The following is a 19,378-nucleotide window of genomic DNA, read 5'->3' as shown; positions in this document are numbered from 1 at the left end:
CATAATAGGATAGCGGAATATTACAAAAAAATCTGTATTTATCCACAACAGTATTTAGATATGACGGAATTTTAAAATTTATAAAAGATTAAGAGGCGATAGAAAATGAAAAGATATATTAGTATAAAAGGAATTGGTACATATCTTCCGAAAAGAAAGGTAGAATCTTTTGAAATAGATCGTATGCTACAAGTGCCAGAAGGCTGGACATTAAAAAAAGCTGGGGTAAAAACAAGATATTTTGTTGATGGGGAAACGTCTTCTTATATGGGGGCGGAAGCTGCAAAAAAAGCTGTAGAAGATGCTAAGTTAACTTGGGATGATATCGATTGTATTATTTGCGGAAGCGGAACGATTCAACAGGCGATTCCTTCTACAGCATCACTTATTCAAGAACAGCTCGGGCTACAGCATTCTGGTATTCCATGTTTTGATATTAACTCAACATGTTTAAGTTTCATAACAGCACTTGATACAATTTCGTACGCAATTGAATGCGGGAGATACAAAAATGTTGTTATTATTTCTTCTGAAATTTCTTCTGTCGGATTAAATTGGGGCCAAAATGAAAGCAGCATTTTATTTGGTGACGGTGCGGCAGCTGTTGTCATAACAAAAGGCAATCATACATCTTCTATTATTGCTTCCCATATGGAAACATATAGCTCTGGTGCGCATTTATCAGAAATTCGTGGCGGTGGAACGATGATTCATCCTCGCGAGTATAGTGAGGAACGAAAAGAAGACTTCTTATTCGATATGAATGGAAGAGCCATTTTTAAACTATCTTCTAAGTATTTGTTGAAGTTTATCGACAAGCTACTTATGGATACTGGTTATTCCCTGGCCGATATTGATTTAATTGTTCCCCACCAAGCGAGTGGACCAGCTATGAGACTCATTCGTAAAAAACTAGGGGTTGAGGAAGAGCGCTTTATGACCATTTTTGAAGACTACGGTAATATGATTTCCGCATCTATTCCAGTCGCTCTTTTCGAAGCGATTAAGCAAAAGAAAGTGCAACGTGGAAATAAAATACTATTACTAGGTACTTCTGCAGGACTTTCTATCGGGGGCATCCTTCTTGAATACTAAGAAAACAGTATTAATTACAGGGGCACGTGCACCAGCAACTTTGCATTTATGCAGACTGTTTCATAACACCGGACATACCGTTATTATTGCAGATAGTATTCCGTATCCATTAAGTAAAGTTTCAAAGAGTACGGATTACTTTTATGAAATTCCTTCTCCAAAGTGGAAAACAAATGAAAGTATCCGTGCGCTACTATCCATTATTCAACGACACAATGTGGATTTGCTTATTCCTACTTGTGAAGAAGTGTTTTACATATCTAAATATAGAGAAGAGTTAAATGCATTTTGTCATGTATTAGTAGATGATTTTCAAAAACTTTCATTACTGCATAATAAGTGGGAATTTATTCAGTTCGTAGCGAATTTAGGGTGGCAAGTACCTGCAACATATAGAATAAATAATGAAGCAGGGATAAGTTCAATGATGCACAAAACACCAGCTCATACTCCTTTTGTAAGAAAGCCGATTTTCTCTCGTTTTTCTGATAAAGTGGAATTTATTACAAAAGAGGATGCTCTAAAAGAAAGCATGATAGATAAGTCGAATTATATTATGCAAGAGTTTATACGAGGGACGCAGCATTGTTCCTATAGTATTGTACAATCTGGGGAAGTGTTAGCTCACTCTACGTATAAAACGGAATTTACGGCAGGCTTAGGCGCTACCATTGCTTTTCAGCATATGGATCATCCTAAAATTGATCAGTTTGTTACACATATTGTAAAAGAGCTAAATTTCTCAGGACAAATTGCTTTTGATTTTATCGTTACAGAGGATGGAGAAGCGATTCCTATTGAATGTAATCCACGTACTACAAGTGGATTACATTTATTCGATGAGGAAATATTGCCGGCCTTCTTTCATGAAAAGGTAAATAATACACTCATTCCAAGACCGAACTCTGAGTGTGCAATTCGGTTAGCGATGCTTCTATATGGATTTCCGAATTTAAAAAGTAAACAAAAACGTAAGCGATGGTTAAAAGTTCTATGCTCTTATCCAGATATCGTTTATCGTCACAATGATTGGAAACCATTTTTTTATCAGTTTTTTAGCATGTATAAATTGTGGCGTGAAAGTTATAAACAGGAACGGACTATTTTAGAGCAAACAACATATGACATATCGTGGGATGGTGAAGATTTATGAAAATGCTAGTAACTGGTGGAACGGGCTTTCTAGGACAAAAACTTGCCTTTCGACTGAAAAATATGGGCTATGAAGTAACGGCAACAGGAAGAAATAAAACAATCGGTAAGGTATTAGAACAAAATGGAATCGAGTTTGTTCATTGTCCTCTTGAAGACAGGGATCGTGTGCTACAAGTTTGTAAAGATAAAGATTATATCTTTCATAGCGGAGCACTTTCTTCCCCTTGGGGCAAATATGAAGATTTTTATAATGTGAATGTGTTAGGAACGAAACATATTATCGAGGGATGTCAAAAGTACGGTATAAAACGCCTGATCCACGTATCAACACCAAGTATTTATTTCTATTATGATGAACGACAAAATGTAGTAGAAAACGCGAAACTTCCTGATACATTTGTAAATCATTATGCAACAACAAAGTACATGGCTGAACAAGCTATTGATCAAGCTTTCGCGCATGGTTTACCAGTTATCACGATACGCCCGCGCGCTTTATTCGGACCAGGAGATAATGCGATTCTTCCGCGTCTTATTAAAGTATGTGAAAAGGGTGCTTTACCGAGAATTGGTACTGAAGATGTTCTTGTTGATATTACGTATGTTGAGAATGTAGTAGATGTTTTACTTCTTTGTATGCATTCCCCAAAACATACATTAGGGCAAAAGTACAATATAACAAATGACGAGCGTGTAAATTTATATGAGGTCATAGAAAATGTAATGAAGCGTCTTGATAAGGAAGTAAAATATAAAAAAATTTCCTACAAAACCGCTTTTTCACTAGCTGCTATACTAGAAGGAATCTCAAAAACTATTTTATTCGGAAAAGAACCTATTCTCACAAAATATACTGTTAGTGTCCTTTCAAAAAGTCAGACATTAAATATTGATAAAGCTAAAGAAGAACTAGGATATGCTCCAAAGATTAGTATAGAAGAAGGAATTACAAAATTTGTAGACTGGTGGAAAATACAATGAAAATCAAATCTTTAAAGCTATATGATACAGGATATTGTACACATCCAGAAAAAATTGCATACTCCAAGGGCAGTTGGAAACAAATATGCTTTCCTGCTACAGTAGGGTTACTCCAGCATCCAGTATTAGGATATATTTTATTTGATACTGGATATGCGGGACATTTTAAAGAGGCGACAAAAAAATTCCCTTACTCTGTATATGCAAAACTTACGCCTGTTCATTTCACGGAAGAGCAATCTATTAAACAGCAACTTCTTCTTGATGGTATTCAGCCAGAAGAAATTAAATATATTATTCTTTCTCATTTTCATGGCGATCATACAGCTGGTTTACCTGATTTTCCAAAAGCGAAAATACTAACCTTCGCAAAAGCTTATGAGGATATTAAAAAGAGAAGTAAATTTGGTGCTCTATTAAAAGGGTGTCTAAAAGATACACTGCCGGTGGATTTAGAGAAGAGGATGTCATTCATTGATCAAACTCCACCGCAAAAATTCCCTTCTACATATGGAAAGTTTGAAGAGGGGTATGATGTATTTGATGATGGCTCATTATTTGCTGTTGACTTAACAGGACATGCAACTGGTCAATTTGGTATATTCGTCCATTTGCAGAGTAATAAAATTGTTTTTCTTTGTGCAGACGCAGTGTGGCTAAGTAAAACGTATCAAAACCTTGTATTTCCTAGTAAGATTGCCAACCTTTTAACGAGCGATCCAAAATCTTACCGAAAGAATATTGAGAAGTTACACCATTTATCACAAACATCACCTGAGATTGAAATTGTACCAACTCATTGTGAACATACGTGGGATAAAATTAAAGCAGGGGTGTACTATGAATAAACTACGAATTCTCAAGCAATACTTGAAAACAAAATATGGCTCGAGATTTTCAAATCGTAAACAGTTGGAACAGTTTCATAAACAACAAATAGAAAAACATCTTTTGTTCACGATAGAGGCGTCTCCTTTTTATCGCCAATTATATACGCCTTTTTTAAATGAAATTCAAAAGGGGAATTTGGCTGCGCTCCCTATTATTGATAAAGAAGTAATGATGGAACATTTTGATACATTAAATACAGCTCATATTTCAAAGGAAGAAGCGTTTCATGTAGCATTTGAAGCAGAAAAGACCCGGAATTTCTCACCAACCATTCGTAATATAACTGTCGGTTTATCATCAGGAACTAGTGGAAATCGTGGGGTTTTTCTCGTTTCTGAGGAAGAACAAACGTTGTGGGCTGGATCGATTATTGGAAAGGTGCTTCCTTCTAGCATTTTACATAAACACACGATTGCGTTTTTCTTACGTGCAAATAGCAATTTATACGAAGCGACAAAAAATAAGCGAATCTCATTTCATTTTTTTGATTTACTAGACTCGTTTCAGCAGCATATTACGCGATTAAATGAAATACAGCCATCTATTTTAATTGCACCCCCGTCTATGTTACGGAACATTGCTGACTGGCAACAAGAAGGACTGATTACGATTTGTCCCCAAAAAATTATCTCTGTAGCAGAAGTGCTTGAAGATATTGATAGAGAGTTTATTTGTGCAACTTTCAAGCAGACAGTACACCAAGTTTACCAATGTACAGAAGGTTTTCTTGCTACCACCTGCAAGGAGGGGACATTACACATTAATGAAGATCTCGTTCATATTGAAAAAGAATACTTAGATCAAGAGAAAGGGATATTCGTGCCCATTATTACTGATTTCATGAGGAAAACACAGCCGATTATACGCTATCGTCTCAATGACATATTAATTGAGAAAAAAACACCGTGCAGCTGTGGTTCACCTTACTTAGCGTTAGAACGAATTGATGGTCGATGTGACGATATATTTATTGGAATAAGTGAATTGGATAATAAAGAAATATTTATTTTTCCAGATTTCATTAGAAGAGCAATTTTGTTTGCATCCAGTGACATTCAAGAATTTAAAGTGATACAACATAGCGTAGACAAAATTGAAATTAAACTTAAAGCACTACCTGAAGATCTCGAATTATGTCAATCAAAGGTATGGCAAGAATTACATACACTGTGGGCTACTAAAAAGTGTGCGATACCACAGTTTTTCTTTTCACATTACGATATTCAAGTATATGATAAAAAATTAAAAAGAATAGAAAGTCTTGTAAGGCATGGTGAACATAAATGATTCAGTTACACGATGTTCATTCCTTGCATAGCATTGATTGGGAATCCAAAAAAGATGGAGCATATGTACGAGATAGTTTTCTGCCACTGTTTCAAAAGGGCGTTACAGTATTTATTGAAAATGTTAACACGCAGCTCTTTCTATTAGAAGTTGATAATCTCATCTTGCCAGTTACTCTTAATAACGCAGAGTTCGAAAATTCATATGTATGTTCTCCTTATACACATTACGTATCTTATGCGTTAGAAGAGCTATGGGAGTTGAAAAAACCATGGTTAGAGAAGCTATTAACCTATCCAATTCATCTTATGGGAAGTTGGTTACGACGAACGAATTTGAATAAAGTAATTGTCGTAAATAATTGGATGCTTTCAACAAACCTTTATCACTCTATCAACGAACAACAAATCGAACAAATTACAAATCTATTTGTTGAGAAATTTCCAGAGCATACAATTTTATTTCGCTCTTTAAATAACGCATTATATCCTGTAACGACAGAAGCACTATCTATGGTAGGTTACAAGAAAATTATGTCTCGTTCTATATACTTATTTGATCCGAAACACTATAAAAAAATGAATCGAAAAAAACGAAAAGACTTATTAAACGATAAAAGCTTATTAGAGAAAAGCAATTATGAAATCATTACGAATGAAGAATTAACAAGGGAGGATATTTTACAAATTTCCTATTTATACAACCAACTATATATCGAAAAATATTCCGCCCATAACCCAATGTTTACACCCGCTTATTTATGGAATGCTCTTCAGCATCGTTTATTTGAGATAAAGGCCATAAAAAAAGGGAATACCATTGATGGTGTCATTGCTTATTTTATTCGGGATGGAGTTATGACAACGCCGATCCTTGGCTATAATACAAACTCTGACCAGCAACAAGGTTTATACCGTATACTTTCCCTCCTTATTACAATGGATTCTATCGAAAAAGATTTAATTTGCCATTGTAGTGCTGGGGCTGGAGAGTTCAAACGAAATCGTGGTGCAACACAGCAAATTGAATACAGTTATGTATATAACGATCATCTACCACCTAGCCAACAAAAGGTATGGAAAGTATTAATGTGGATATTAAATACATATATAGAACCGATGGCAAAAAAACATCGCTTTTAAACAAAAAGACTTTTATGATTGCTTGTTACCTGGAACTCTTTATTTAAGTGTAGCTGCACTACCTACGTTATGGAGTTTATATAGTATGTTTTTAATAATTTATTTTATATGTATCGTTTGGATGAAAGAGAGAAGTGCTTGAAGAGTAGTTCTCTTTTTTATTAAGTTTTTGAAACAGCCCATTATGTACATACAGTAAAGAAGTAGAAGATTAGTAGGCATGGAGAGAAATCTTTATGTCCTTTTTTATGAGGATTTTTAATTTTTAAAATATATCGTAAGAAATAATTTACAATTTGTAAAAAATAAATTACAATTATCTAAAGAGGTGTTACTATTGTTGCATAATAAAATTGTAGTTTGTCGTCAAACTATCGCTACTCTTGAAAAGAATAAATATAACCCTTCTCTAATTCTTGCCTTTAAAATCGCAAATGCATTTGAAAAGCCGTTAAGCGACGTATTTGATTATCTAGAGGAGTGATACATATGTTGTTGTTAAAAATTTTATTATTTGTTTTAATAGTGATAAGTAAGATGTATGTAATAAAATTTCAATCAAGTGATGAAGCAAATGACGAAAGAGGAAGAGAAATTCTATATAAAACAAATAATGCTTTGTACAATATTCTATATTTAGGTATCCTTGCCATTATTGTTTTACAATTAATTGATATTATTCCTTTGAAATTTCTACCTGATTTGTTATTATATTTTGCACTTTCATTAAGTGTATTAGGCAGTATTTTTATATTTATCAACAGAAACAGTAAAAATTACTAATACGAGTTAAGTGTTTAATCTTGTTCTGTTAATTAATTGAACAAAATTTTTTTAGTAAGCTACATAGAATAATCAATCTTTTTCATGAAAATTTAAGGAAGCCAAAAGAACCCCACACATTTTAATCAAAATGTGAACTGTACCCCGAATCATGGACACTTAAAAAAAGCCCCATGATTCGGGGTTTTTGTGTATTTTTATCAAAAAACCTCGTTATAATGGAACCAACGATAGAAATGAGGTACGGAGAATGAGTAAAATTATTTTTAATGAGATTCAAATGAAGCAGCTGGAAAAAAATAAAAATGTAGTAAAAGCGTCGGAACGTTCGATTAGCTATTGTCCAGATTTCAAAGTAAGAGCGGTAAAAGAAAATCAACAAGGAAAAGGTCCTAGCCAAATCTTTTTAGAGAATGGGTTTGACTTAGCTGTGATTGGTGAGGAGAAACCAAAACAATGCTTGAAACGTTGGCGAAGAACCTTTGAACAATTTGGTGAAGAAGGATTTTATACAGAACGCCGCGGGAAAGGAAGCACGGGACGTCCTTCGGAAAAACCTCTCTCTTCCGATGAAAAATTAAAGAAAGCGGAAGCGCGTATTGCGTTCTTAGAAGCGGAATTGACATTCCTAAAAAAGTTAGAAGAACTCGAAAGGCAGGCGTTACAGAAGAAGCGTTAACACCACGAGAAACATACACACTGATTGAACAAACCATACGTCGATTCCAATTCCCACGTATGGTGCGTTATCTTTGCACACTGGCTGGGGTAAGTCGGAGTGGATACTATGCGTGGCTTCATCAGACAGAGAAACATCTAGAAAAAGAACGCAATGATGAAACAGATTATGAATGGATCCAAGAAATTTTCAATCGAAAAAGGAAAACATGTGGTGGTCGTTCTATCAAAATGGTGTTGGAAAAGACAAAAGGAATTTGTATGAACCTCAAACCTATTTACCGTATTATGCGTAAATATAATCTTGTGACAAAGATTCGCCGAGCGAATCCTTATAAACACATCGCAAAGGCGACACAAGAACATAAAACATGTCCGAACCTTTTAAAACGCCAATTCAATCAAGAAGAGCCTGAAAAAAGTATGTTAACGGATATTACCTATTTATTTTATGGAAAAGGAAAGAAGGCTTATTTATCATGTGTAAAAGACAGCACAACACGAGAAATTTTAGCCTATCATGTCTCCTCTTCTTTACAAATGGATATCGTCTATCAAACATTAAATAACTTGAAAGAGAGATTAGGAGAAAGCATCCATTCTGAAGCGCTTCTACATTCAGACCAAGGTATTCATTACACACACCCTGAATTTCAGAAACGCGTAAGGGAAATGGGAATCAGACAATCTATGTCCCGTAGGGGCAATTGTTTAGACAATGCACCAATGGAATCCTTTTTTGGTCATATGAAAGATGAATTAGATTATAAAGATTGTCAAACCTTTGAATCCCTCGAGCTCAACATAAGGGAATATATGAAGGAGTATAATTATAATCGTTATCAGTGGACATTAAAAAAGATGGCTCCGATTGAATATCGGAACCACCTTTTAAGTGCTTGATTTTTCAGGGCTTTTTTATTAAACTGTCCATTTTATAGGGTACAGTTCAATGTGTGGGGTTCTTCTTTTTATAGAATAAATATTTGCAGCAATACTTTGGTCAAATTCTAATTAAAACTAAAATCCATCTTTTCTATTATAAATTTTTGTAGTTTGGAATATATCTATTTGATTAACAAAACTAGTATTTTAGGGGCCTTAACTGAAACAATACATATAACTTCATATCAATCTTGTTAATGAATTTCATTGCCCTCGGATAAGGGACAATAGTAGGTATTTGATTTTTATTACAATTTTGTAAGGTTAAGTAATGAAAATCGATAGAACTAGATATGTGAATAGGATACTCTGATTATCGGATAGAATATTCTGAAAAAGGGGTAGAGCAAATGAAGAATAGACAAAAAGCATCGATAATATGCAAAAGTATTTTATGTTTCATCATTTGTATATTCATTGCGAATGAAGCATGGTATACAAATGTGGTGAGGGCAGAATCGGGTACGTTGACTGGTAGGAGTATAGAGGATTTCAAAAAAAAGCTGGATGAACAGGTACCAAAATGGCAGGGGAATTATGAGGTACCAGGAGTTGCAATAGGGATTGTACATGGGGGGCGTATTGCTTATACACTAAACTACGGTTATGTAGATAACAAGACAAAAAAAGCGGTGAATGATGATACATTATTTCAAGCTGGTTCCATATCTAAAAGCCTTACAGCGTGGGGAATCTTGCATCTTGTAGATGAAGGTCGTTTATCACTAGATGATCCAGTTGAAAAATATCTGACCAAATGGAAATTATCTAATTCAGATTTTCATAATAATGAAGTCACAATAAGAAGATTATTAAGTCATACAGCAGGGCTGTCTGCACATAAAAGATACCTCGGGGTTGCACCAGGGAAACATCTTAATTCTATCGAGGAGTCTCTGTCTGGAAAAGGATGGCTTAATGAACCAGTGGAGGTGACCAATAAACCAGGTTCAGAAACAATTTACTCTGGTGGCGGATATACAATTTTACAACTTGTAATGGAAGAGGTTACCGGAATACCGTTTGATCGTTATATGGAAGAACAAATTATGAAACCTTTAGGAATGAAATCTAGTTCATTCTTGCAACGTCCTGAAAACTATAACCTTTCGAAAGCTTATGGATATTTTGGAGAAGAGCTCCCTAGTTACCAATTTACCGAACAGGCTGCTGCAGGTCTCAAGACAAATGTTACGGATATGATGACCTTGATACTTGCAAGCATGGATGCAAATAATAAAGGGAATGGTGTCATCAAAAGTGAACGTGTTGAAGAAATGCAAAAGCCAGTATTAGGGGAGAATGGTTTAGGTATATTTGAAAAAAAACTATCTAATCAATGGAAATTACTTTATCATTCTGGTGACAATCGAGGCTGGCATTCTTTTTATGGTTTCATTCCTAATACAAAGGATGGATTGGTAATCCTTACGAATAGTGAGGGTGGTATAGACTTACGACAGGATATTTACCACGCATGGATTGAATATGAAACTGGAAAATTACCTGAAAGTTACTTCTCTCTAGCTGAGCAGAGAAAAAACAACTCTATTACATCAATTGTTATTGGAGCCACACTTGGTTTATATTTGCTGCTATTTGTAATTAGATTGTACAAAGGTAGAAGAACTTTTATTTTTAAGCAAGAGAAGAATTCCTACATCGGATTAGTAGTTAGGACATTTTTACTTATTATTACTGCTATTCTCATTTTTTGTGCTGCCTATTTGTGGAGAGTTTTCAGCTTGAATTCCGGTAATACAATAAATTTTATTCTAATAATGGTATGGATTATAACATTATTAATTAGTGGATTTTTCCCGAAAATTAGAAGTAATAAAAAACAACGTATGAAAATAAAAGATTTAACATCAAAATTTACATGTATGTAATGTAAAAGGCTAGAAAGCTAGATTGGGACGAATCGCTAATTATGGTTTACAAAAAACGACAAAATCTCTAAAAAAACAATTAACTTTTAACGTCATCTATCTTTACAATCCCTCCCTATAATGTGAAGTGGACAAGCACTTAAGAGAAAACAAAACATGTCAGTTTATACATTCTATTATTAAGGGGAGAATTTGTATGAAAAAGACAGTTGCTTCGTTAGCAGTTATGACGGCATTATTGCCTACGTTTTCAGCCTATGCGGAAGGGAAAGAGCAAGTTCGAAAATCAGCTACAACTTTTAATGTTATTAGTGATATTCAAGGGGATTTAGGAGACTTTGATCATGTGTTAAAAGATATGAACAAAGTGACACCACTTTCTAGAGCGCTTATTATGAATGGGGATATAACGCCAACTGGACAGCAGTCACAATATGATGATGTAAAGCGTGTGCTAAACAAAAATAAGCATCCAGAGAATGTATGGTCAACTGTTGGGAATCATGAGTTTTATGCTGGTAAATGGACAGCTGATGGGAAGCTATCTCAAAGTACATGGCCTAATGGTGTAACGGAGGAAACGCTATTCAACCGCTACTTACAATTTAGCGGGCAAGAAAAGGTATATCATAAAAAAGAATTAGACGGTTATCCGCTTTTATTTTTAGGAACTGAAAAATATATGAAATACCACGATTCAAAAATGTGGGATGAAGTATATATGAGTGATGAGCAATTAGGTTGGTTAAAACAAAATTTAGAAGAATATAGCCAAAAAGATAAAAATAAGCCGATCTTCATTCTCTCTCATCACGTTTTACCTGATACAGTATCTGGATCAAGATAATCACCATATTTACAAGATTATTTAAACGTGGATAAGTTGTACGATATATTAAAAGACTATCCGCAAGTTGTTTTCTTCACGAGTCACACGCATTGGGATTTAAACTTACCAGACTGGGCTGGTAAAAAGAAAATTGCAGGCGGAGATAAAAAAGGATTTACTGTAGTAAATACAGGCGGAATTGAAACGGGCTGGATATCAGCCGGACCAAATGGCGGAGAGAAGACTGCTCCTGATGGTTATTCATTTAAACAAGGGTTGCAAGTGAAAGCGTATGGTAGCGATGTAATGGTGACAGCTTATGATTACAAACGTGATAAAGAGATAAAAAAATTATTAATTAGTGATTCGAAAATTGCACAAATGGCACCAAATGTAACGGCTGATGATAGTAAAAATATAATCGTCGGTGCAACGGAGTATATGGAGTACTCTGTAGAAGGAACGAACGAGTGGCTGAAGTATAATCCAGGAAATCCTCCAAAATTTGATGGGAACAAGACTGTATACGTACGACATAAAGGCGAAATGAATTTAGAACCAGGATTAACGCAGCTTCTTCGATTTTCGGAAAATAAGTGATTGGAGAGGGCCCACTTTTTAATGAGTGGGTCTTTTTATGATGTCGCTTTTTGTTGGTAAGTCGATATGTTATGTCGAATCGTCGATATATTGAAAAAATCGTTGATATATTTCAAGTTATGAACGATATATTTGAAAAATCGTCGATATAAATTTCATGTACCGTAATATGGTTAAAATCATTATTATAATTTCATGTACCGTATTAAAGATAAAACCTTTAATACAATTCCATTCACCAAACCGAATTCCAATACATTTTTCCACCAGAAAGATGACTTCATCATTTTTACGTGTAATAATAGTATCGTTACATACATTGTGAAAGAAGTACAAAAGGAGCGTTATTCATGAATTTAGCTAAATTCCCGAGAAAAAAATATACAGAATCATATACACCAATTGAGAAATTAAACAATTTTTCTGAGGCACTTGGTGGGCCGACTATTTATTTTAAACGAGATGATTTACTTGGTTTAACAGCTGGTGGTAATAAGACGAGAAAGTTAGAGTTTCTAGTTGCGGATGCACAGGCAATAGGTGCAGATACGTTAATTACAGCTGGTGGTATTCAGTCAAACCATTGCCGTCTAACACTTGCAGCTGCGGTAAAAGAAAAAATGAAATGTATTCTTGTGTTAGAAGAAGGGCTTGAGCCAGAAGAGAAACGAGACTTTAACGGAAACTATTTCTTATATCATTTACTAGGTGCTGAAAATGTAATTGTTGTACCAAATGGGGCGGATCTTATGGAAGAAATGCACAAAGTCGCGAAAGAAGTTAGTGAAAAAGGTAATACACCATATGTAATACCAGTTGGTGGATCAAATCCTACTGGTGCAATGGGATACGTTGCTTGTGCACAAGAAATAATGACGCAATCATTTGATCAAGGAATTGATTTCAGTTCAGTCGTTTGCGTAAGCGGTAGCGGCGGTATGCACGCTGGTTTAATTACTGGTTTTTCTGGAACACAAAGTAACATTCCTGTAATCGGAATTAACGTAAGTAGAGGAAAAGCAGAACAAGAAGAGAAAGTAGCAAAACTTGTAGAGGAAACTTCAGCTCACGTTGGTATTCCGAACTTTATCCCGCGTGAAGCTGTCACATGCTTTGATGAATATGTAGGACCAGGTTACGCGTTACCAACACCAGAAATGGTGGAAGCAGTGCAATTACTTGCGAAAACAGAAGGTATTTTACTGGATCCAGTGTATACAGGTAAAGCAGTAGCGGGACTAATTGACTTAATTAAAAAAGGTACATTTAATAAAGAAGACAACATTTTATTCGTACATTCAGGTGGTTCACCAGCGTTATATGCGAATACGTCTTTATTTGCGTAAGTATGAAAAGCATTGGGTATCCAATGCTTTTTTGTTATATAATGGAATTTTTAGAAGGTGAGGAGGGCGTATATGAGTTCAAATGTAAAATGGATTATATACACAATACTCAGCATTGCTATTTTACTAATTTTATTTGTGGCTTATGGAGTTTATCTGTATTTTTAAACTTAAATTAATAACCTTTATTTTACAATGTAAGATATTTTGTATTGAAAAGAGGGTCTTAATATGAAAGTTAGAAATCGGTCTCTCATTTTTATTAGCATCTGTATATTCATAATAACCGGCTGTTCAAATATACTAGAAAATGAAGGTCAAAGAATCGAAGTGCAAAAACATATTGGTGATAATGAATATGAAGATCTTAAAGGAGTGAAACATAATAATGAAGTGTTGCAAGTAAAGAAAATATTGAATGCTATTACTTTTGAAAATAAAAAAGTGGAAATGTCTCGTCCAGCTGATTATCACTTTATATTTCAATTTAAAAATCCAAAAATAGAGGCGAAAGCAGTGTTGTATCAAATTTGTGTAAGCACGAATAAGGATAAAATAGAAATTAAGGCGGGGGATAATCAGTACGCCCAATTAGAAGGAAAATATGCAGCCGCTTTGTTGCGGATTGTTACAGGGGAGAAGTTAGCTGAATAAACGTATATGGGGTTATAGGAATTCAGTTCGTATTTTTCATTTTGAGAGATAATTAGTTTTCAACAATTATAGCTATATATTTATATTGGAATAAATATTGAGAATCGGATAAAATGGAAATTGACTTGATGATCATGAGGTTTTACGTTTATATGCGGATTAATGTATCCATTAATCCGCCAATGAATAATAAACCGAGGAAATATATTGTTTTTAGAAAGATTCGATGTTATGTTTAATTTTCTTAATATAATATTTCATTTATATAGGAGTGACTATTTGAAAAAATTAATATTATTGGTTGTATTGACTACATGCTGTCTTACTATTGCAGGATGTTCTAATAATAGGATTACACCAAAGAAAGAGTCTAAAACTTTAACACCAGTAAAGATTAAGCGTATCAATAAAGCGTGGTATAAACATATATGAAAATTTTTAAGAACTTTGACATTGTTGATGATAAAAGTCATAAGGTGAATTTAGTTAGGCCAATAGTAGAGTTTGTGAAACCTGGTGAAAAGCGGGAAGCATAGTTCGCATTTAAATTAATAAAATATGCGACATTAAAATATTCACCAAAAAGAGTCTACATGTAGAACCTTTTTTGTGGATATTTTTCATAAATAGGAGGCATTCTATGTTGCTTGTCTTTAACTTAAACCTTCTGAAAATTATTTTACTAAGTTAAATATCATCCTTCAAAATTCGGGAAATGCGGAGGCACGTAATAACTCGATTGATGAGGTCCTTTTTCGCTTTATTTACCATCTTTATATATCTTTCTATTAAAAAATCTAACTTTAATAGATTAAATGTGATGAAATCTGGAAAAAACAATGAAATTTCAGGGAAAATAAGGTACACTAATCAATGGTTTTGGTTTAAAATCAATTGACGTTTATGTATACGGGGGAAAGATTGATGAACAATAATTCAGTAAATGAATCTGTTGAAGAAGTTGAGAAAAAACGGGTAAGATCAAAAAAACGTTTTACAAATTGGAAGCTAATCGCTGCGGGTGGCGGTGTAATTGCACTTCTTATTGGGGGATTGAATTATTATCAAGCAACTCACTTCAATTCAAATGTTACAATTAACGATACGAATGTTGGTGGTTTGAGCGCTGATCAGGCAATACAGAAATTAAAGACGTCTGGGCTAGCGAATAAAGTCTATATTGATCAACAAGAAATTTTAGATGAACAAGATACAAAAACGGAACTGACGGAAAAAGATATGCCACAAGTTAAGAAATTATTAAAAAGCCAGTGGACATTTTTCCCTTCCGCAAAGGAAAAAGATTATTCATTGCTACCGAAAGAAGTAGATCAGTATCGTAGTGAAACGATGAAAAAGCTTGTGGAAGAAAAGCTCGTTTCAATGAATGAAAAATTAAAAGCGCCTCAAGATGCTATGGCGAAGCTTGAACAAGGAAAAGTTGTTATTTCGAAGAGCGTTGATGGGAAACAATATGACGTTACGAATCTACTAAAAGATTACGATAAGCAGAAGCATAAAAGCGAAATTCATTTAAAGTCTGCATACATACAACCTATTAAAGAAGATGATCCAATTATTAAAAAAGAAGAGAAAGCATTACAAAATCTTCTTACGCAGTCTGTTGATTATAAAGTGCAGGATGAAGTGTATTCATTAAAAGCAAAAGATTTAATTCAAAATGCGTCTATGTCAAAGGATATGAAAGTGGCAATCGATGCGAGCGATATTCAGAAGAAGGTTGCTGAAATTAATAAGGCTAAATCTACATTACATAAAGACTTCGCTTTTAAAACACATTCTGGCTCGGTTATTTCAGTAAAGGGACAAGGATACGGCTGGGCACTAGATGTGGAAAAAGAAACAAAACAAGTTCAACAAGCTTTTGAGAAAGGCGAAAAATCACTTTCTGCTTCTAATATTCACGGGAATGGTTGGGAGAAGGAAGGGATTGGTTATAAAACAACATCGAATAATGGCATCGGAGACACGTATGCAGAAGTTTCCATTGCAGATCAACAAATTTGGATTTATAAAGATGGGAAATTAGTTGTCACAACAAATGTAGTAACGGGTAAACATAGCACGGGTGAAGATACATCACCAGGTGTATGGTACGTATTATATAAACGAACTCCATACACGCTGAGAGGAAGCGCAGTAGGGAAAGCTGATTATGCAGTTAAAGTAGATTATTGGGTTCCATTCACAAATAGTGGTCAAGGATTCCATGATGCCGGTTGGCGAAAAGACTGGGGAAATAATGCTTACTTAACAGGAGGATCAGGCGGGTGTGTAAACCTTCTGCCTAATGTTGCAAAAACTGTGTATGATAGTTTGAACACGTATGATCCAGTTATTGTGTACTAGAAAATAGCTGCAGTATTAAGAAAAAACACCTCTTGAAGTCACATACAAAGTATGTAAATTCAATGGAGGTGTTTTTTAGTTTGACAACAAAAGTTCATTGCTTATAAGAAACAGGTATTCAAATAGTCAATAAAATTGACATTGAATATCATTTTCATTTATTATGGAAACGTCGCATTTAATTTAGACATGACTTTTTTATTCATATAATAGATTGCTAATAAGTGTCCCATTTAAGAATTAAAACGTAGGAAAGGGAATATAAAAATGAACTGGAAAAAAGGCGGATTATGGATTATTATTTTTTTTATTGTAAAAGGTACGATTTCTACACTTTTACTTGTCACAGGTGCTAAATATTTTAATTTATCATACATGCAACTTTTCGCACTAGTACTGATCTTATTACTGATTTCTCTCATAAGCCGAAAATTGCTGCATAGACATAAACAAAACAAAAAGCAAAAAGAGCTAAATATATAATGAAGCCCCAGAGACCTTTGGATTTCTGGGGTTTTATATCGATACTTTTTCCATATGCATATGAACTTAACAGAACAAAATGCAACGGTTACTTTTATATAAGGATGGAAGAATCTTTACCTTGGAGCTACAAACATTCATACATTATGCTCGTTTTTCAATTGGTAGTTTAAAAGTAAATGTACTGCCTTCTCCTAATTTACTTTCAACCGTAATTTCTCCTCCGTGTAGTTCGATAATCCATTTTACCATCGACAATCCTAACCCTGTGTTTCCGGCGCTTGAAGATGTTCGTGCTGCGTCAACTCGATAGAATCGGTCCCATATTTTCGTAATATGTTGCTCGCTGATGCCAATGCCATTATCGGAGACTTTACCTATTATGTTATTTCCATCACGGGACAGTTGCATATGCACAGTGCCGTTCGCTTTGCTATAAGCAATCGCATTCGTTAGTAAATTCATTAATAAACGCATCATCAATGTTTGATCAGCTTTTATAAACAGGTTTTCCTCTATATGAGTTGTGATATCAATCGATGCTTCTTGATCCATTAATGAAAGCTCTTCTACAACGATTTCCGTTAATTCACTCATATTGATGCATTCAAATTGGAAAGTATTATGGTTTCCTTGGTCAACTCTTGCTAACAATAAGAGTTGGGATAGTAGCGCGGACATTTTACGTGATTGCTTTAAAATGACTTCTAACGATTCTTCCATTTCTTTCGGGTTATTCCTCTGTGATAAAGCGTATTCACATTGTGAAATAATAACAGATGTTGGTGTTCTTAATTCATGAGATGCGTCAGATGTAAATTGTTTTTCACTTTCGAACGATGTCTCTAATCGCTCAAACATTTTGTCAAAGGTTTGTGCTAAATGATACATTTCGTCCTTCGGTGAACCTTGTAAATGAATTCTCTTCGAAAGGTCTTTACCATCACTAATTTTACTGGCTGAATCACTTATTTGTTGCACAGGTCGAAACGCTCTTTGCGTAATAAAATATCCTCCCACTGCCGCAATGAGAATAAGTAATGGGAATGAGATGAGTGTTATGACGATAAGCGTATTCATCGTTGACGATAATTGGCTCATAGTCATTATTCCACGAATCCAGACTGGCTCATCGCCGCCTGTATTATGGAGAAAATCATATACAATCCATTCTTTATTACCGTCTTTAATGGTTTGTATTTCATCGGATTTCAGCGATATCTTTTTATTAAAGCTTGTTGGACTATTACCTGCCAGCAGCTCACCTTGTTTATTATAAATGATGATATTTACTCCATCTTCTAAGGGTTCAAAATCATCGTCCATCTTTAATTGTCCATGCTTATATTCAATATCTTCTATGCTTTCTTTTACTGTGCTCTTCAATTGATCTTTCATATTAAAAAGCAAAACTTTATCTGAAGAAGTTAAAATAAAAGCTAACACGAGTGCCATAATAATTACAATTAGCCCTGTATACCACAGGGTTACTCTCATTTTTATTGATAGTCTTTTCATGATTCTACTCGCAATACGTAACCAGTTCCTCGTACTGTATGAATTAACTTCGTTTCAAACTGGCTATCAATTTTTTTACGAAGATAGCGGACGTAAACATCAATAATATTCGAGCCACCTTCATAGTCGTAATTCCACACATGTTGCTCAATTTTATCTCGTGTCAGCACAACTTCTTTATTACGAATCATATATTCTAAAATAGCAAATTCTTTACTGGAAAGAGTGATAACCTGGTCTCCTCTTGTTACTTTATGCATATTACAATCTACCACTAGGTCAGCGATTTCAAACACATTAGATGTGTTTCCTGTATTTCTTCGCATTAACACGCGAATTCTTGCTAACAGTTCGTCAAAAGCAAATGGTTTTACTAAATAATCGTCCGCACCTAAGTCGAGTCCTGTTACGCGATCGTCAATTGTATCTTTAGCTGTAAGAAGCAAGACAGGAGTTGTGTTATTGTCCGCGCGTAATTTTTGTAATACTTGCAAACCATTTATTCCGGGAATCATAATGTCAAGCACAATCAAATCGTAGGTAGCCATGTTTATATAATCCAAGGCATCTTCTCCATCCCCACATGCGTCGACACTATAATGTTCTGCATTTAATCGTTTTACTAATATATTTTGTAAGTCTTGTTCATCTTCGACAATAAGAACTCGCATTAACATTCTCCTTTTTTTTCTTATTTATATGTATCACTATAATTCCAAAACATTAAAG

Annotated in this window: 16 protein-coding genes and 1 pseudogene; 15 read left to right on the top strand and 2 right to left on the bottom strand. The window is 34.5% G+C overall.

Annotated elements, in window-relative coordinates; translation table 11 throughout:
* Positions 1–105 precede the first annotated feature (105 nt).
* The 15 genes and pseudogenes from AAG068_RS15920 to AAG068_RS15850 all read left to right on the top strand — a co-directional run bounded on the left by AAG068_RS15920 (position 106) and on the right by AAG068_RS15850 (position 17,131).
* Positions 106–1,095, top strand: coding sequence for a beta-ketoacyl-ACP synthase III (locus AAG068_RS15920; protein WP_342714927.1), 990 nt, complete (start codon positions 106–108; stop codon positions 1,093–1,095).
* The gene (locus AAG068_RS15915; RefSeq protein ID WP_342714926.1) at positions 1,085–2,248 is read left to right on the top strand and encodes an ATP-grasp domain-containing protein; all 1,164 of its coding nucleotides are present in this window, start codon (positions 1,085–1,087) and stop codon (positions 2,246–2,248) included. The genes AAG068_RS15920 and AAG068_RS15915 overlap by 11 nt, the downstream gene beginning before the upstream one ends.
* Entirely contained in the window at positions 2,245–3,231 is a 987-nt protein-coding gene (locus AAG068_RS15910; protein WP_342714925.1) for an NAD-dependent epimerase/dehydratase family protein, read from the top strand. Before AAG068_RS15915 ends, AAG068_RS15910 begins: the two co-directional genes overlap by 4 nt.
* Positions 3,228–4,079: an MBL fold metallo-hydrolase gene (locus tag AAG068_RS15905; protein ID WP_342714924.1), complete on the top strand. Its 852-nt coding sequence runs from the start codon at positions 3,228–3,230 to the stop codon at positions 4,077–4,079. The genes AAG068_RS15910 and AAG068_RS15905 overlap by 4 nt, the downstream gene beginning before the upstream one ends.
* Positions 4,072–5,409 (top strand): F390 synthetase-related protein, encoded by a 1,338-nt coding sequence (locus tag AAG068_RS15900; RefSeq protein WP_342714923.1) that lies wholly within the window; start codon positions 4,072–4,074, stop codon positions 5,407–5,409. Before AAG068_RS15905 ends, AAG068_RS15900 begins: the two co-directional genes overlap by 8 nt.
* Positions 5,406–6,551, top strand: coding sequence for a hypothetical protein (locus AAG068_RS15895; RefSeq protein WP_342714922.1), 1,146 nt, complete (start codon positions 5,406–5,408; stop codon positions 6,549–6,551). Before AAG068_RS15900 ends, AAG068_RS15895 begins: the two co-directional genes overlap by 4 nt.
* A gap of 337 nt (positions 6,552–6,888) precedes the next feature.
* On the top strand, positions 6,889–7,035 hold the full coding sequence (locus AAG068_RS15890) for a helix-turn-helix transcriptional regulator (protein ID WP_428845973.1): 147 nt from the start codon (positions 6,889–6,891) through the stop codon (positions 7,033–7,035).
* Positions 7,036–7,040: 5 nt separating this feature from the next.
* On the top strand, positions 7,041–7,334 hold the full coding sequence (locus AAG068_RS15885) for a hypothetical protein (RefSeq protein ID WP_342714921.1): 294 nt from the start codon (positions 7,041–7,043) through the stop codon (positions 7,332–7,334).
* 250 nt (positions 7,335–7,584) lie between these two features.
* Positions 7,585–8,915 (top strand): IS3 family transposase gene (locus tag AAG068_RS15880; RefSeq protein WP_342714920.1). Its coding sequence is split into 2 segments (ribosomal slippage): positions 7,585–7,972 and positions 7,972–8,915, totalling 1,332 coding nucleotides; the frame shifts between segments, so codons are not numbered across the junction.
* 392 nt (positions 8,916–9,307) lie between these two features.
* Positions 9,308–10,849 carry a serine hydrolase domain-containing protein gene (locus AAG068_RS15875; protein ID WP_342714919.1) on the top strand — a complete coding sequence of 514 codons (1,542 nt, stop codon included), beginning with the start codon at positions 9,308–9,310 and terminating at the stop codon, positions 10,847–10,849.
* A 196-nt stretch (positions 10,850–11,045) separates the two neighbouring features.
* Positions 11,046–12,278 (top strand): annotated as a pseudogene (locus tag AAG068_RS15870) (DUF4073 domain-containing protein).
* Between the two features lie 350 nt (positions 12,279–12,628).
* Positions 12,629–13,624 carry a D-cysteine desulfhydrase gene (locus tag AAG068_RS15865; protein WP_342714918.1) on the top strand — a complete coding sequence of 332 codons (996 nt, stop codon included), beginning with the start codon at positions 12,629–12,631 and terminating at the stop codon, positions 13,622–13,624.
* 231 nt (positions 13,625–13,855) lie between these two features.
* Complete coding sequence (locus AAG068_RS15860; protein WP_342714917.1) at positions 13,856–14,278, top strand: hypothetical protein; 423 nt, start codon at positions 13,856–13,858, stop codon at positions 14,276–14,278.
* Between the two features lie 924 nt (positions 14,279–15,202).
* Complete coding sequence (locus AAG068_RS15855; protein ID WP_166688353.1) at positions 15,203–16,648, top strand: L,D-transpeptidase family protein; 1,446 nt, start codon at positions 15,203–15,205, stop codon at positions 16,646–16,648.
* 267 nt (positions 16,649–16,915) lie between these two features.
* The gene (locus tag AAG068_RS15850) at positions 16,916–17,131 is read left to right on the top strand and encodes a hypothetical protein (RefSeq protein ID WP_048525353.1); all 216 of its coding nucleotides are present in this window, start codon (positions 16,916–16,918) and stop codon (positions 17,129–17,131) included.
* Positions 17,132–17,275: 144 nt separating this feature from the next.
* Here AAG068_RS15850 and AAG068_RS15845 read toward each other — a convergent pair whose 3' ends face one another.
* Entirely contained in the window at positions 17,276–18,649 is a 1,374-nt protein-coding gene (locus tag AAG068_RS15845; RefSeq protein ID WP_166688354.1) for a sensor histidine kinase, read from the bottom strand.
* Positions 18,646–19,320 (bottom strand): response regulator transcription factor, encoded by a 675-nt coding sequence (locus tag AAG068_RS15840; protein WP_048525357.1) that lies wholly within the window; start codon positions 19,318–19,320, stop codon positions 18,646–18,648. Before AAG068_RS15840 ends, AAG068_RS15845 begins: the two co-directional genes overlap by 4 nt.
* Positions 19,321–19,378: the final 58 nt, after the last annotated feature.

It is taken from the genome of Bacillus paramycoides (assembly GCF_038971285.1).
Classification (GTDB): domain Bacteria; phylum Bacillota; class Bacilli; order Bacillales; family Bacillaceae_G; genus Bacillus_A.
This window is presented reverse-complemented; position numbering and strand designations above follow the sequence as displayed.

Excerpts from the sequence above, each read along its gene's own strand:
- AAG068_RS15920 (WP_342714927.1), top strand. The coding sequence starts at position 106 with ATGAAAAGATATATTAGTATAAAAGGAATTGGTACATATCTTCCGAAA.
- AAG068_RS15910 (WP_342714925.1), top strand. The coding sequence starts at position 2,245 with ATGAAAATGCTAGTAACTGGTGGAACGGGCTTTCTAGGACAAAAACTT.
- AAG068_RS15905 (WP_342714924.1), top strand. The coding sequence starts at position 3,228 with ATGAAAATCAAATCTTTAAAGCTATATGATACAGGATATTGTACACAT.
- AAG068_RS15900 (WP_342714923.1), top strand. The coding sequence starts at position 4,072 with ATGAATAAACTACGAATTCTCAAGCAATACTTGAAAACAAAATATGGC.
- AAG068_RS15895 (WP_342714922.1), top strand. The coding sequence starts at position 5,406 with ATGATTCAGTTACACGATGTTCATTCCTTGCATAGCATTGATTGGGAA.
- AAG068_RS15885 (WP_342714921.1), top strand. The coding sequence starts at position 7,041 with ATGTTGTTGTTAAAAATTTTATTATTTGTTTTAATAGTGATAAGTAAG.
- AAG068_RS15875 (WP_342714919.1), top strand. The coding sequence starts at position 9,308 with ATGAAGAATAGACAAAAAGCATCGATAATATGCAAAAGTATTTTATGT.
- AAG068_RS15865 (WP_342714918.1), top strand. The coding sequence starts at position 12,629 with ATGAATTTAGCTAAATTCCCGAGAAAAAAATATACAGAATCATATACA.
- AAG068_RS15860 (WP_342714917.1), top strand. The coding sequence starts at position 13,856 with ATGAAAGTTAGAAATCGGTCTCTCATTTTTATTAGCATCTGTATATTC.
- AAG068_RS15855 (WP_166688353.1), top strand. The coding sequence starts at position 15,203 with ATGAACAATAATTCAGTAAATGAATCTGTTGAAGAAGTTGAGAAAAAA.
- AAG068_RS15850 (WP_048525353.1), top strand. The coding sequence starts at position 16,916 with ATGAACTGGAAAAAAGGCGGATTATGGATTATTATTTTTTTTATTGTA.
- AAG068_RS15845 (WP_166688354.1), bottom strand. The coding sequence starts at position 18,649 with ATGAAAAGACTATCAATAAAAATGAGAGTAACCCTGTGGTATACAGGG.
- AAG068_RS15840 (WP_048525357.1), bottom strand. The coding sequence starts at position 19,320 with ATGCGAGTTCTTATTGTCGAAGATGAACAAGACTTACAAAATATATTA.